Here is a 13,670-nt window from a genome sequence, read left to right as displayed (position 1 = left end):
GTGTATAAGAGACAGCCTCGATACCGTCCTCGCTATCGATGTGCTCCAGGAGGCCCTCGTAGTCGGCTTCGTCCATCGTGTTCTCCAGATCGAAGGCGTGGAAGTTCAGAATCGTACACTGGCGGTGTTCGGCGGCGAGGTCGACACACCGCATCGCAATCTCGAGGTCGTGGCCGATCGTTCGTGGAAGCACCAGCGGATCGAAGCCGTAGACGCCGGTGAGGTTGACGTCGCCGGCCTGGTTGAACCCGCCGGCGTAGTAGTAGTCCGACGCAACGTCGAGGACGGTCTGATCGAAGCTGTTGTGCGGGTACGTGATGTAGTGGCCGCCCTGCAGGTCGTTGTCGACGGCCCACTGCTTGTCGCCCTGGAGGGACTCCCTGAGCTGGTCCTCCTCGAGGTCCTCGAGGAAGACGTGGCTCCCGTGGGCGATGATCTGGTCGCCGGCGTCCTGGCGCTCCTGTAGCTGCTCGAGAGTCATGACGTCGTCCCGGGATCCCTGGGTCCACTGCCGAACCGCCGACTGGACCGCGTTGACGCCGTACTCGTCGTGGAGCGGACTCGCGGCGTCGTAGAAGTCGGGCATCCCGTCGTCCCAGCAGAGCACGACGTACCCGGTCTCGGGCCTGCCGTGAACCCGGAGGTCGTCGACCCACACCTCGGCCTCGTCGGTGTTGTAGACGAGCAGCTGGATCCGTTCGACGGCGTCGCGCTCGAGCGGCGCCGATCCCTCCTCGAAGACGCCCGGGCTCGTCCGGAACCAGCCGACGTCGTCGGCGCCGTAGGAGACCGAGCGGAGCTGGTGGTGGGTCGATCCGCCGGAGGCGTCCACGAGCCGGATGTCGACCGCGACGTTCTCGGGGGTGGTCGTCCGCACGGCCAGTGAGAGATCGCGGTCGGTGAGGTCCGTCGATTCGATCTCCCGTTCGACGATGACGTCCTCGCCGTCCTCGGCGGAGAGTCGGAGGCTCTGTGACCCCTCGAACGTGATCTCCTCGTCGGGCTCGGCGGAGCCGCGAACGACCTCCCACTCCCCGGCGTCCTCGAAGTCGTCGAACCCCTCCCCGGGCTGGCCGAACTCCTCGCGGCTGTCGTACTCGGTCTCGAGTGCGAGTTCGGGGGACTCGACCTCGTCTTCGTCCTCCTCCTCGTCTTCAGGGTCGTCGTCGCCCTCGTCTTCAGTGTCGTCCTCCGGTGGGTCGTCGTCACCGTTCGTCGTCTCGTTCGTCCCATTGCCGTCGTCCTCGGACGTGTCGGAGTCGGAACAGCCGGCCAGGCCGGTGGCCATCGTCGCTCCGGACAGCGCGAGGAATCGTCGTCGAGTGTTCGGTCGGTCCACCATAATATAATCTAACTTGAACGTCAACTATCTTTATACTTCTGTCTGACTTGCTGACGAATTCCTCCGACGAAGCGGTTCGGAGCCCATGGCCGGCTCGAGCCAGGGTCCCGATTCGTCCCTCCACACGAAAGCCCCGACCTCTTCCCGCCGCCGACGCTACGACAAGCGCTATGATTGGCGCATTCACCGTCGGGAAGAAGGCCGTCACGTTCGGGTACAAACGCTTCGGCATCCCGGGAGCCGTCGCCTCCGGAGGGGTTGCCCTGGCGGGATACGTTGCCGTCCGTCGGGCGCTACAGTCGGCATCGGAGTCGGGCGACGTCGATTCGGCCATCGACGCGACGACAATCGAATCCGCCGTCGAGGACGACGGCGTTGGTGCGGTCGCCGACGCGGAAGTCCTCGAGGATGCGATCGACCGGGACGAACTCGAGTCGGACGTCGAGATGGACGACGTCCAGTCGTCGGTCGAGGACGAGGCCGACGCCGCCGAGGACGAACTCGACGACGTCAACGGCGAAGATGACGCTGACGCAGCGGACGAAGGCGACGATACCAGCTGAAACCCGCTACTTTACGAGCGTCAGCAACTCACAGGAAAGCGCGACCGACCCGTCGTCGGTCACGAGGCGCGTCTCGTAGCGGGCGAGGCCGTTGCCCACGGGGTGGTCGCGAGGCTCTTTCTCGATTAGTTCGGACTCCGCCTGAACGGTCGTTCCCATCGTCACGGGCTCGGTAAACCGCAGGGAGTCGACACCGTAGAACGCGACCGTCTCGGGGCGCTCGTGGCGGTGTTGCCAGAGCAGCCCCGTCGTCACGGCAAACAGCAGGGCACCGTGAGCGATCGGCTCGCCGAACGGCAGATCGGCCGTGTAGCTTTCGCTCAGGTGCAGTGGGTTGAAATCGCCGCTGACGCCCGCGAACTCGCGTACGTCGGCCTCGGTGAGCGTCCGCGAGTGGGTGATCGTCTCGTCGCCGACCTCGAGATCCACGAACCTGACGGCCCCGTCGTCGTTCGCGTCGCCCATCTACCGGCCCTCGAACTCCGGCTCGCGGTCCTCGGCGAACGCCGCGGTCCCCTCGCGGACGTCGTCGGTGCCGATGAGCAGGCCGAAGCCCTGGCTCTCCATCGCCAGCGCCGCCTCGAGACTGGCGTCCTCGCCGCGGTTCATCACCTTCTTCGCAACCTCGAGGCCCAGCGGCGGCCCCTCGCGCAGGTCGTCGACGAACGCCTCGACCGTCTCGTCGAACTCGTCGCGGCCGACGGCTCGGTTAGCGAGCCCCCAGTCGGCGGCTCGTTCGGCGTCGATGTGGTTACCCCGGAAGACCAGCTCCTTCGCGCGCGTCTCGCCGAGGACGCGCATGAGTCGCTGGGTCCCCCCGCCGCCCGGGATGAGCCCGAGACCGATCTCCGGTGCGCCGAACGACGACCGCTTCGTCGCGATCCGGAGATCACAGGCCAGCGCGAGCTCGAGGCCGGCGCCGAGGCAGTAGCCGTCGACCTTCGCGATCACGGGGCGGGGGAACTCGTTGACCGTCTCGAAAGCGGGCGTCACGTCCATCGCGTCGGTGGGCTCGAGCGAGCCGAAGCCGCCGATGTCGGCGCCGGCGCTGAAGGCCCGATCGCCAGCTCCCTCGATCGTCGCACACCGGAGCTCGTCGGTGTCGACCGTCGAGAACAGGTCGTCGATCTCGCCCAGCAGATCCGCCGAGAGGGCGTTCATCCGCTCGGGTCGATCGAGTTCGACCTCGAGGACGCCGTCCTCGATCTCGGCGTCGAGATAGCGGTAGGAGTCGAGGTCGCCCGCGTCGGTGTCGCCGTACTCGTGAAAGCCCGCGCCGGCCTCCTCGCCCGTCTTCCCCTGCGCGACGAGCTCGCGCAGGTACGGGTGGGGTTCGAACCGATCATCGCCGGTCTCCTCGAGTTTGGTCTCGAGGGTCTCGAGGACCCTATCGAGACCGATCCTATCCGCGCGACGGCAGATCCCCTCAGGGAAGCCGAGACCGAGGCGGACGCCGATATCGATCGCCTCCGGCGTCGCGACGTCCTCGCCGACGAGGTAGGCCGCGCGGTTGATCATCCGCGCTTCGACCTGCAGCGTGTCGAACCCTTCCCCCTGGCCGGGTTCGTAGTCGGGTCCGTCACCGCCCTCGTAGTCGTAGAACCCTTTACCGGTCTTCTTGCCGAGCTCCTCCGCCTGCACCTTCTCCGCCGTGATCGGCGGGACGTCGTCGCCGGCCTCCTTGCGGACGTGGTAGCCGACGTCGATGCCCGTCAGATCGGCGAGTTCGAACGGCCCCATCGGGTAGCCCCGTTCGTGGACCATCGCGGCGTCGGCCTGCCGAATCTCTGCATCTCCCGCTGAGACCATCCAGGCCGGTTCGCCGACGAACGGGCCGACGATGGTGTTGACGACGAAGCCGCGAACGTCCTTGCGGACGTAGATCGGCGTCTTGCCGATCGACTCGACCCAGTCGTGACCGGCCTCGGCCGCCCCGTCGCTCGTCTCTCGACCGTAGATCACCTCGACGAGATCCATTTTCACCGGCGGGTTGAAGAAGTGCAGGCCGAGCACGCGCTCGGGGGTGTCGACCGCCTCCGCGATGTCCGTGATCGGCAGACTCGAGGTGTTCGTCGCCAGCAGCGTGTCCTCGTCCGCGTAGCGCTCGAGGTCGGCGAAGATATCGTGTTTCAGCTCGAGGTTTTCGGGCGCGGCCTCGATTACGAGGTCCGCGTCGGCGACGGCTGCCTCGAGGTCGGTCGTGGTCTCGATTCGCTCGAGGATCGCGTCGGCGGGCTCGTCGAGGCGATCCTTCTCCTCGAGTTTCTCGAGGCTCCAGCGAATCGACTCGTAGCCGTCTTCGACGTACTCGGGCTCGATATCCCGGAGGACGACGTCGTAGCCCGCCATCGCGGTCACCTCGGCGATTCCGTGGCCCATGTTCCCCGCGCCGAGGACCGCGACGCGGTCGATGGTGTCGTCTGACATGGTCGTGTGGTCGGCCGGGACGGGCTTAACTCCACCGAACGAAGCTACCAATGTTAACTATGGAGTAGTTTGGGTGTACGTCCTGTACGAAGAGCGTCCAGATACGTACGGCGGTAACTACTCGGCGTCTCGTCGCCGGTAGATCGTGTCCGCGACCCAGCTCATCACCAGCTCGTCGTCCTCGTTGTACGTCTCGAGCCGGCTCGTCACGTACCCCCGATCCTCGCGGCTCTCCGAGGGCCGCTTCTCGAGCACCTCGGTTCGCACCGAGAGCGTGTCGCCGGGTTTGACGGGCTTGTGCCAGCGGAGTTCGTCCACGCCGGGCGATCCCATCGCGGCTCGATCCTCCTCGCCCTCGGGACCGTCGACGAGCAGCCGCATCGACATCGCGGCGGTGTGCCAGCCCGAGGCGACCAGTTCGCCGAACATCGACTCCTCGGCGGCCTCCCTATCGACGTGGAACGGCTGGGGATCGTACTGCTCGGCGAACTCGACGACCTCCTCCTCGGTCACCTCGTACTCGCCGAACTCGTGGATCTCGCCGACCTCGACGTCCTCGAAGTACCGCATCAGAGCGGCTCCTCCCCCTCGATGATCCGCACCGCGCGCGCGGCCAGTGCGGGCACCCGTTCTTCCATCTTCGGGTACATCGGGTCGTCGCTGTTGCCCTCGAGGTAGCGCCGGAAGAACATCTCCCCGAGCGCCGCCAGCTTGTACACCGCGAGCGTGCGGTAGAACCGCTCGTGTGCGAACTCGAACCCGGTCCTCGACTCCCAGCGCTCGACCAGCTCGAGCCGGCTCGGGTACCCCTCCCGCTCCATGAACGTCGCCGTCAGCTCCGGCACGGCCGGCTCGGGGTCCTTGGGGTCGCGCCAGTACGACAGCATCCACCCCAGGTCGGCCCGGGGGTCGCCCAGCGTGGCCATCTCCCAGTCGAAGACCCCGACGAGCTCCGGCGTCGCCGGCTCGCGGACGTCGTCCGCTCGCTCGTCCCGGGACGCGTCGCGTCCCGCTGGCCCATACATCACGTTATCCAGCTTGTAGTCACCGTGAACCAACGTGTGCGGATGCTCCTCCGGAACGTTCTCCTGGAGCCACGAGCCGACCTCGTAGAGGTCCGGGACCTCGCGTTCCTCAACTGTGGTCTCGAACGCCCACATCAGCTGCTGGCCCCAGCGTTCGACCTGGCGCTCGGTGTAGCCCGGCGGGTAGCCGAACTCCTCGAGGCCGACCGCCTCGTAGTCGACCTCGTGGATCGCCGCCAGCGTGTCGACCAGCTCCTCGCCGATCCGCTCGCGCGAGTCGGGATCGGCGAAGCGGTCGGGTTCGTCGTCCCGGAGAACGTCGCCGGCGAGTCGCTCCATCACGTAAAAGTCGCTGCCGATGACGTCGTGGTCCTCGCAGGCGAGCACCGGCTCGGGGATGGGGACGTCGGTGTCGATCAACGCCTTCGTCACGCGGTACTCCCGGAGCACGTCGTGGGCGGTGTCGGCCGTCTCGCCCGGCGGCGGTCGCCTGATCACCAGCTCGCGGTCGCCCCAGGTGAGAAGCAGCGTCTCGTTGGAGTGGCCCTCCCGATGACGTTCGATCTCGTAGGTCTCGACGGCGCCCAGCTGTTCCTCGAGGTAGGCCGCCAGGGCGTCCTCGTCGACCAGTCGCTCGTAGTAGGTGTCGGTCATGGCTCGAGCCGATCGGTCCGCTGGTCCGTCGAGGCGTCCCGATTCGTCGACTGCGTCGAGTGGGTGGGTGCACACGGCATGGTACTACCCGCGGCCCGATTAACGAAAATAGTTACGACCGAAACCTTATCTTACAATGTTCGTGTAGCTAGGGTATGGAGTACCACGACAGCGATCGGGCGCGCGAGCTGGCCGCGGACGTTCGCGAGTTCGTCGACGAGGACGTGATCCCCGCCGAGCGGGAGGTCCTCGGCGAGGGGCCCGTCTCGGAGGAGACGGTCGAAGAGCTACGCGAGGTAGCCCGCGAGCGCGGGCTGTACGCCCCGCAGGTCAGCGAGGAGTACGGCGGACTCGGCCTCGCGTTCCGCGACGTCCTGCCGGCGTTCGAGGAGGCGGGCCGCAGCCTGCTCGGCCCGCTGGCGCTGCGGGTCGACGCGCCCGACGAGGGGAACATGCACACCTTGGAGATGGCCGGCACCGACGAACAGAAAGAGCGGTGGCTCGAGCCGCTGGTCGACGCCGAGATCCGCTCGGGGTTCTCGATGACCGAGCCGATGCAGGGCGGGGGATCGGATCCGAAGATGATTCGGACCGAAGCTCGAAAGGAGGGCGACGAGTGGGTCATCGACGGCCACAAGTGGTGGACGACCCAGGGCAGCGAGGCCGACGTCCTGCTGGTGATGGCCCGCACCGATCAGGACGCCCACCCCTACGAGGGGTGTTCGATCTTCCTCGTGCCGAGCGACGCCGACGGCGTCGAGTACCAGCGCGACATTCCCCACGTCGGGGGCGAGGTGACGGGAACGAGCCACGCCGAGATCGTCTACGACGGCGTGCGGATCCCCGAGGAGAACCTGCTGGGCGAAGAAAACGCCGGCTTCGCCATCGCCCAGAAACGGCTCGGCCCCGCGCGGCTCACCCACTGCATGCGCTTTTCCGGGATGGCCCAGCGCTCGCTCGAGGTCGCGAAGGCCTACACGAGCGAGCGCGAGGGCTTTGGCAGCGCGCTCTCGGAGAAACAGAGCCTGCGCTACGGGATCGCCGACGCCGAGACGCGGCTCCACGCTGCCAGGACGATGGTTCGCCACGCCGCCCGCGAGATCGGCGAGGGGCGGGAGGCCCGCGTCCCGGTCTCGATGGCGAAGGTCTTCACCGCCGACGTCGTCCAGGACGCCGTCGATCTCTCGATCCAGTGCTGTGGCGCCAACGGAATCGGCAAGGACCTGCCGCTGGCGGACTTCTACGAGAACGTCCGCGCGTTCCGGCTCGTCGACGGCGCCGACGAGGTTCACAAGCGCGTGATCGCTCGCGACGCCTTCGAGGACGTCGATGAGCGCGAACTCGACCCCGTGACGCGGTTCCGCGGCTGAGGTCCGCTGACCCGCTCAGGTCGTGTCGAGATCGAGCCGCGAGAACGTCCAGTCGTCGATCGAGCTGTTTTCGACCGCGGCGCTGGCGTCGAGGTCCCGCGCCAGTAGCGTTCGCGACGACGGCCGAACCACCGTCGAGAGGGGTGGCCGTGTATCGGGGAAGAACCGGTACCGAATCGGCCTCGGCAGCGTCTCGCCGAATGCCGTGACGAACTCCCGGCGCTCGCGGTCGGCGAGCGCGGCGACGAGCAGTCGCTCGAGCGCTCCCCGTTCGGCCTCGAGCGATCGTGGGACCGTCTCGACGATCCGGACGCGGTCGTCGACGTCCGCGGTGACGAGCGCGGCCACCGGCTCGCCGTCGCGTCTCGCGACGTACGTCGTGTACGCGTGTTCGGGGTTGGCGAGCCGCCAGCGGTAGAACGTCGCCGTTCGGTTCGTGTGCATCGCCTCGGGAATCGATCGTCGGTAGGCCGTCGCGAGCGCCTCGGCAGGCGGCGATTCGTGACGCTCGAGGGCGATCTCCGCGTCGGGCGCCAGGAGCCGATCCCCGGTTCGATGGGTGCCCTCGGCGACCCGAGTTGTAAACGATTTCGCGACCGCGACCGCAGCGCGTCCGTCGGCTCGCACCGGTGTTTCGGCTCCCGTTCCGGCAGTCCAGCGCTCGAGGGCGCCGACGGGATCCCGAACTCGGTAGTACAGCGGGACGGTACCGATCTCCCGCCAGCCGTGGTTGAGATTTCCTCGCTTCGAGGCCTCGTTCGGGAAATTGAAGAAGAAGGAAGGACCGCTTTCGGCGTACCGCTCGAGGGTCCGTTCGTTCATTCGGTCGAACAGCCCGCGCCGACGGTAGTCGGAGTGAACCATCGTATCGCAGGGCTGGAACGCCGTTCTGACCGTGCCGTGGCCGCGCATCTCCTGGGCGAACAACGAGCGACAGCCGACGAGTCTGCCGTCGTCCTCGGCGACGACGATCGGAACGTGGTCGACGTATGGGTTGTCCTCGTACTTCCAGCGGAACCAGGCGGACGATCGCCCGCGACCGAACACCTGCTCGTACAGCGAGAGGAACGCCTCTCGGTCACCGGGCTGGAACTGCCGGATCGTAACCCGCGACGTCCGTCGACTGGCCGTTTTCATGGTGTGGAGGTTGTACCGCGGTTCATCCGGGATCGAGCGCGCCACCGATCACGTTCGTTCTCCACCGGACTCGTAGATAGTTCTTGAGCCTGAATACGCCGGAATTTACGGGATAGAGAACTTCTAGAGTCGATCGACGTCATATACGCGTACACGTTTTCGAGTGGGCCGCCTCCCCGGTCCGTCAGGCGTCCCGCTCTCCGTCGACGATCTCGAGGATCTCGAGCGGTGACTCGATTCGGTAGGCGACGGCGGGACCGTCCTCGGCGCCGAAGGCGACCCCGTGCAGTCCCGCCTCGTCGGCCCCGCGGACGTCGTGGTCGTACCGGTCGCCGATCATCAGCGATCGTTCGGCCGGGACGCCTGCCTTCTCGAGGGCCGTCTCGAACATCGCGGGATCGGGCTTCGTTCGGCCGACCTCCTCGGAGGTCGTGATCGAGTCGAACCGCTCGCGGACGCCGAAGCGCTCGAGCATCCACTTCCCTTCGTCGTCGTCGACGTCGCTGACGACGCCGACGTGAAGCTCCCGGTCGGTCAGCCGCTCGATCGTCTCCACGGCGCCGGGAACGGGTTCGATCGACTCCCCGGCAGCCGTCCGAAACGCCGGCTCCCACTCCTCGTGAGGGACCGGGTCGCCGACGACCGCCTCGACGCCCTTCCGGTAGCCGTCGCGGGCGGCCCGGAACTCCGTCCCCTCGCGCCCGCGGAAGTGGTCGCCGACCGTCGACCGCCAGGTCGCGAGCGCCTCCTCGATCGTCGCGTCGACCGCGCGGCGCTCGAGGAGCTCCGCGACGAACGCGGTGTGGGCGCCCCGGACTGACCCGAGGTCGAGGATGACGCCGCCGATATCCCAGAAGACGGCCTCCCACTCCTCGGGCGCGTTCGGATCGCCAGCACCGGCGTGCGAATCCGGACTCATCGCTCGGCCCGTCGGATCGTCGATCGGTCGAGTTCGTCGACGCTCGCCCGGCCCGAGAGCCCGACGGTGAGGTCGAGATCAGCGAGGAAGTTTCGCAGCACGGCCTCGACGCCGTCCTCACCGCCGATCCCGAGCCCGTAGGCGTACGGTCGCCCGAGCAGGACGGCGTCGGCACCGAGCGCGATCGCCCGGATGGCGTCGCTGCCCCGGCGAATTCCGCTGTCGAACAGCACGGGGACGTCGTCGCCGACGGCCTCGGCGATCTCGGGAAGGGCCTCGAGCGCCGGGATGGCGCCGTCGACCTGACGACCGCCGTGGTTCGAGACGATCAGGCCGTCGACGCCGTGCTCGACGGCGCGGCTGGCGTCGTCGGGGTGGAGCACGCCCTTGAGGACGATCGGCAGATCCGTGTGCTCGCGCAGGAACGAGAGGTCGTCCCAGGTGAGCGAGGCGTCGCCGAAGCAGTCGATGAACGACTCGAGCGAGGCCTCGGGGTCGGCCCACGGATCGTCGGTCTCGAGGCGGTCGCAGAAGGCGTCGTCCTCGAAGTAGTTCCTGATCCCCTGGCCCTCGAGGAAGGGCAGGTAGGCGAGTTCGATGTCGCGTTCGCGCCAGCCCATCTTCGGCGTATCGAGGGTGACGACGATCGCCTCGAACCCCGCATCTTCGGCGCGCTCGAGGAAGCTCGCGGCGACGTCGCGGTCGGCGCTCCAGTAGAGCTGAAACCAGCCGGTCGTCTCGAGTTCGTCGGCAATCTCCTCCATCGTGTACGACGAGACGGAACTCGAGATCATCGGCACGCCGACGGCGTTCGCCGCGCGGGCGACCGCGAGTTCGGCCTCGTCGTGGAGGATCCCCTGGACGCCGATCGGCGCGAGCAGGACGGGTGCGGAGAGCTCGCTGCCGAACAGTTCGACCGAGAGGTCGCGATCGGAGACGTCCCGAAGGATCCGCGGGACGATCTGCCAGGCGTCGAAGGCGCGGTCGTTTGCCTCGACGGTCGACTCGGCGCCCGCTCCGCCGGCGACGTACGCGAACGCCTTCTCGTCGAGCTCCTCTCGGGCCCGCTCCTCGAGGTCCTCGTAGGCGACGGGAAACTCGGGCGGCTCGCCTTCGAGCATTCCCTGTCGGTACACTGTCTCCTGTCGATTCGGCCCGTAGTTGGTGTCTTTGCCTGTCATAGTAGTGTGGAAATGACGAGCGTCGCTCGGGTGTGTGTACTGGTGACGATTCGCCTCGACACCCTTAACGATGCGGGGGTTGTACCCATCTTTATTAACAGTGTCTTCATATCGTCTACTGGATCTAACAATGGTAAGAGTTCTTGCAGCAGGTGACAGCCGATGAGCACCGACCAGTTCGGCGTCGACGGCGACGTCGCGATCGTCACCGGAGCCTCGAGCGGGATCGGCGCGGCGATCGCGAAGGGGTTCGCGGACGACGGGGTCGACGTCGTGATCTGCTCGCGCGAGCAGGAGAACGTCGATCCGGTTGCCGAGGAGATCGCCGAGAGCGACCGAACCGGATCGGCCCTGCCCGTCGAGTGCGACGTCACCGACCGGGAGGCCGTCGACGCGCTGGTCGAGGCGACCGTCGAGGAGTTCGGCGGGCTCGACGTCCTCGTCAACAACGCGGGCGCCTCGTTCATGGCGAGCTTCGACGACATCTCGGAGAACGGGTGGAAGACGATCGTCGACATCAACGTCCACGGCACCTACCACTGCACCCAGGCCGCCGCCGAACACCTCAAAGACGGCGGCGGGATCGTGATCAACCTCGCCAGCGTCGCGGGCCAGCTGGGATCGCCGTACATGAGCCACTACGGCGCCGCGAAGGCCGCGGTCGTGAATCTGACGACGACGCTGTCCTACGAGTGGGCCTCTGAGGGAGTGCGAGTCAACTGCATCGCGCCCGGCTTCGTCGCGACGAAGGGCGTCGAAAATCAGATGGGGATCTCGGCCGACGAGGTCGACCGAACGGAGGTAAAACGGCGGATGGGGACCGTCGACGAGATCGCCGACCTCACGCAGTTCCTCGCGAGCCCCGCGTCCTCCTATATCGTCGGCGAGACGATCACCGCACAGGGGGTTCCGCGCGTCGAGGAGTCCCCCGAGGTATGACCGACCGGGACGTCCACCTGCCCGTCGCGGCCCAGCCGAGCGTCGACTCGCTGGCCGACTACGCCGTCCGGGCCGAGGACGGCGGCTACGACTGCGTCTGGTTGCCCGAGACCTGGGGCCGGGACGCGGTGACGGTGCTTTCGACGATCGCCGAACGAACCGACGAGGTCGACCTCGGCTCGAGCATCGTCAACGCCTACTCCCGGTCGCCCGCCCTGCTGGGCCAGACCGCCGCGACCCTCCAGGAGGCCAGCGACGGTCGATTCCGGCTCGGGGTCGGTCCCAGCGGCCCCGTCGTGATCGAGAACTGGCACGGCCTCGAGTACGGAAACCCGCTCAAGCGAACCCGCGAAACCGTGGAGGTCGTCCGGCGGGTGCTGTCGGGCGAGCCCGTCGACTACGACGGCGACGAGTTCTCGCTGTCGGACTTTCGGCTCCGGTGTGGAGCGCCCGACCCCGCCCCGCCCGTCGAGGTGACCGGGATGGGACCGAAGGCGGTCGAACTCGCGGGCCGGTTTGCCGACGGCTGGCACGGCATCATGCTCACTCCCGACGGCGTTCGAGATCGGCTCGCGGATCTCGAGCGCGGCGCCAACCTCGGAGACCGGGATTCGGCGGACGTCGCAGTCACCGTCGGGGTCACCTGCTGTGCGCTCGAGGACGAAGAACGCGCCCGGGAACTCGCCCGCCAGCACGTCGCGTTCTACGTCGGCGGGATGGGCACTTTCTACCGGGACGCCCTCGAGCGCCAGGGGTACGACGAGGCCGAGACGATCCACGACGCCTGGCAGGACAGTGATCGAGAGCGGGCGCTCGAGGAAGTTTCCGACGAGTTGCTCGACGACCTCTGTGCCGTCGGTGATTCTGAGACGGCTCGAGAGCGACTCGAACGGTTCGAGACCGTCGACGGCATCAACGCCGTCGCGGTCAGCTTCCCGCGAGGTGCCGAGGAGAGCGAGATCGAGGCGACGATGGACGCGGTGGCCCCGACCGCAGACGGAGCGTAGGGATCGACCGTCACGCGAATCCGACCGATAGCACGACGCCAGCTCTCGCTCGCGGTCTTTCGGTGTGTGATCGAGTCACCAGCGAGATTCAAACTTTATTTTCCTGTGCCTCCACCGTTACGTATCAATGGTCTGGTCTGTTCGGCTCGAGGACGAGGAGCACGAGACGGAGCACGCCGAGGCCGATGCAACGACCTCCTGTTCGGAGTGTGGCTCGAGTAACGTACTCCGCCACTCCGACCAGGGTGAACGGATCTGCGAGGACTGCGGGCTCGTCGTCGAGGAGTCGATGATCGATTCCGGGCCGGAGTGGCGCGCGTTCAACCACCAGGAGCGACAGAAAAAGTCACGCGTCGGCGCCCCGACCACGCAGACGATCCACGATAAGGGACTCACCACCCAGATCGATTGGAAGGACAAGGACGCGTACGGGCGCTCGCTGTCCTCGGAGAAGCGATCGCAGATGAACCGCCTGCGGAAGTGGCAGAAACGCATTCGAACGAAAGACGCCGGCGAGCGGAACCTCCAGTTCGCACTCAGCGAGATCGATCGGATGGCGAGCGCGCTCGGCGTCCCACAATCCACTCGAGAGGTGACCAGTGTCCTCTACCGGCGGGCGCTCGAGGAGGACCTCATCCGCGGACGCTCCATCGAGGGCGTCGCGACCGCGGCGCTGTACGCCGGCTGTCGCCAGGAGGGGCTTCCGCGCTCGCTGGAAGAGGTTACGGAGGTTTCGCGCATCGAGCGAATCGAGGTGAGTCGCACCTACCGGTACATCTCGAGCGAGCTCGGACTGGAGATCCGTCCCATCGACCCGAAGCAGTACGTCCCCAGGTTTTGCTCGGCGCTCGATCTCCCCCAGGAAGTCGAGGCGAAGGCGAAGGAGATCATCGACGAGACCGCCGATCCGTTGCTCTCCGGGCGAGGGCCGTCGGGATTCGCCGCCGCCGCGATCTACGCTGCCTCGTTGCTCTGTAACGAGAAGAAGACCCAGCGGGAGGTCGCAGACGTCGCCCAGGTGACCGAAGTCACGATTCGCAACCGGTACCAGGAACAGATCGAGATGCTGGGTATTCGCTAACGCCGATCGTCGTGTACTGGACTCG

Annotated in this window: 13 protein-coding genes; 5 read left to right on the top strand and 8 right to left on the bottom strand. The window is 67.0% G+C overall.

Annotated features, from left to right (window positions below):
- A partial coding sequence (locus tag C491_RS12750) for a polysaccharide deacetylase family protein (protein WP_005556873.1) occupies positions 1-1,342 on the bottom strand: 1,342 nt, incomplete at its 3' end.
- A gap of 170 nt (positions 1,343-1,512) precedes the next feature.
- On the opposite strand from C491_RS12750, the gene C491_RS12745 reads away from it, so the two are divergent.
- On the top strand, positions 1,513-1,905 hold the full coding sequence (locus C491_RS12745; protein WP_005556871.1) for a hypothetical protein: 393 nt from the start codon (positions 1,513-1,515) through the stop codon (positions 1,903-1,905).
- A 6-nt stretch (positions 1,906-1,911) separates the two neighbouring features.
- Here C491_RS12745 and C491_RS12740 read toward each other — a convergent pair whose 3' ends face one another.
- The 4 genes from C491_RS12740 to C491_RS12725 form a co-directional block, all read right to left on the bottom strand.
- Positions 1,912-2,370, bottom strand: coding sequence for a MaoC/PaaZ C-terminal domain-containing protein (locus C491_RS12740; protein WP_005556869.1), 459 nt, complete (start codon positions 2,368-2,370; stop codon positions 1,912-1,914).
- Entirely contained in the window at positions 2,371-4,332 is a 1,962-nt protein-coding gene (locus C491_RS12735; RefSeq protein WP_005556866.1) for a 3-hydroxyacyl-CoA dehydrogenase/enoyl-CoA hydratase family protein, read from the bottom strand.
- Between the two features lie 117 nt (positions 4,333-4,449).
- A complete protein-coding gene (locus tag C491_RS12730; protein ID WP_005556865.1) occupies positions 4,450-4,902 on the bottom strand; it encodes a MaoC family dehydratase in 453 nt (150 codons plus the stop codon).
- Entirely contained in the window at positions 4,902-6,011 is a 1,110-nt protein-coding gene (locus tag C491_RS12725; RefSeq protein ID WP_005556862.1) for a phosphotransferase family protein, read from the bottom strand. The genes C491_RS12730 and C491_RS12725 overlap by 1 nt, the downstream gene beginning before the upstream one ends.
- A gap of 155 nt (positions 6,012-6,166) precedes the next feature.
- Here C491_RS12725 and C491_RS12720 point away from each other — a divergent pair, with 155 nt between their 5' ends.
- Entirely contained in the window at positions 6,167-7,381 is a 1,215-nt protein-coding gene (locus tag C491_RS12720) for an acyl-CoA dehydrogenase family protein (protein WP_005556860.1), read from the top strand.
- A 15-nt stretch (positions 7,382-7,396) separates the two neighbouring features.
- Here the strand turns inward: C491_RS12720 and C491_RS12715 are convergent, their stop codons facing one another.
- The 3 genes from C491_RS12715 to C491_RS12705 form a co-directional block, all read right to left on the bottom strand.
- Positions 7,397-8,518 carry a GNAT family N-acetyltransferase gene (locus tag C491_RS12715; RefSeq protein WP_049891856.1) on the bottom strand — a complete coding sequence of 374 codons (1,122 nt, stop codon included), beginning with the start codon at positions 8,516-8,518 and terminating at the stop codon, positions 7,397-7,399.
- Between the two features lie 184 nt (positions 8,519-8,702).
- Positions 8,703-9,437 (bottom strand): HAD family hydrolase, encoded by a 735-nt coding sequence (locus C491_RS12710; protein WP_005556856.1) that lies wholly within the window; start codon positions 9,435-9,437, stop codon positions 8,703-8,705.
- A complete protein-coding gene (locus tag C491_RS12705; protein WP_049891844.1) occupies positions 9,434-10,618 on the bottom strand; it encodes a lactate 2-monooxygenase in 1,185 nt (394 codons plus the stop codon). Before C491_RS12705 ends, C491_RS12710 begins: the two co-directional genes overlap by 4 nt.
- A gap of 162 nt (positions 10,619-10,780) precedes the next feature.
- Here C491_RS12705 and C491_RS12700 point away from each other — a divergent pair, with 162 nt between their 5' ends.
- The 3 genes from C491_RS12700 to C491_RS12690 all read left to right on the top strand — a co-directional run bounded on the left by C491_RS12700 (position 10,781) and on the right by C491_RS12690 (position 13,645).
- Positions 10,781-11,557 carry an SDR family NAD(P)-dependent oxidoreductase gene (locus C491_RS12700; RefSeq protein ID WP_005556853.1) on the top strand — a complete coding sequence of 259 codons (777 nt, stop codon included), beginning with the start codon at positions 10,781-10,783 and terminating at the stop codon, positions 11,555-11,557.
- Positions 11,554-12,564: a TIGR04024 family LLM class F420-dependent oxidoreductase gene (locus C491_RS12695; protein ID WP_005556851.1), complete on the top strand. Its 1,011-nt coding sequence runs from the start codon at positions 11,554-11,556 to the stop codon at positions 12,562-12,564. Before C491_RS12700 ends, C491_RS12695 begins: the two co-directional genes overlap by 4 nt.
- 127 nt (positions 12,565-12,691) lie before the next feature.
- Positions 12,692-13,645 (top strand): transcription initiation factor IIB, encoded by a 954-nt coding sequence (locus C491_RS12690; protein WP_005556849.1) that lies wholly within the window; start codon positions 12,692-12,694, stop codon positions 13,643-13,645.
- Positions 13,646-13,670 lie beyond the last annotated feature (25 nt).

Origin of the sequence: Natronococcus amylolyticus DSM 10524 (genome assembly GCF_000337675.1) — an archaeon.
Taxonomy (GTDB): domain Archaea; phylum Halobacteriota; class Halobacteria; order Halobacteriales; family Natrialbaceae; genus Natronococcus; species Natronococcus amylolyticus.
The sequence above is the reverse complement of the archived record's forward strand: the minus strand, read 5'-3'. Positions and strand labels throughout refer to the sequence as shown.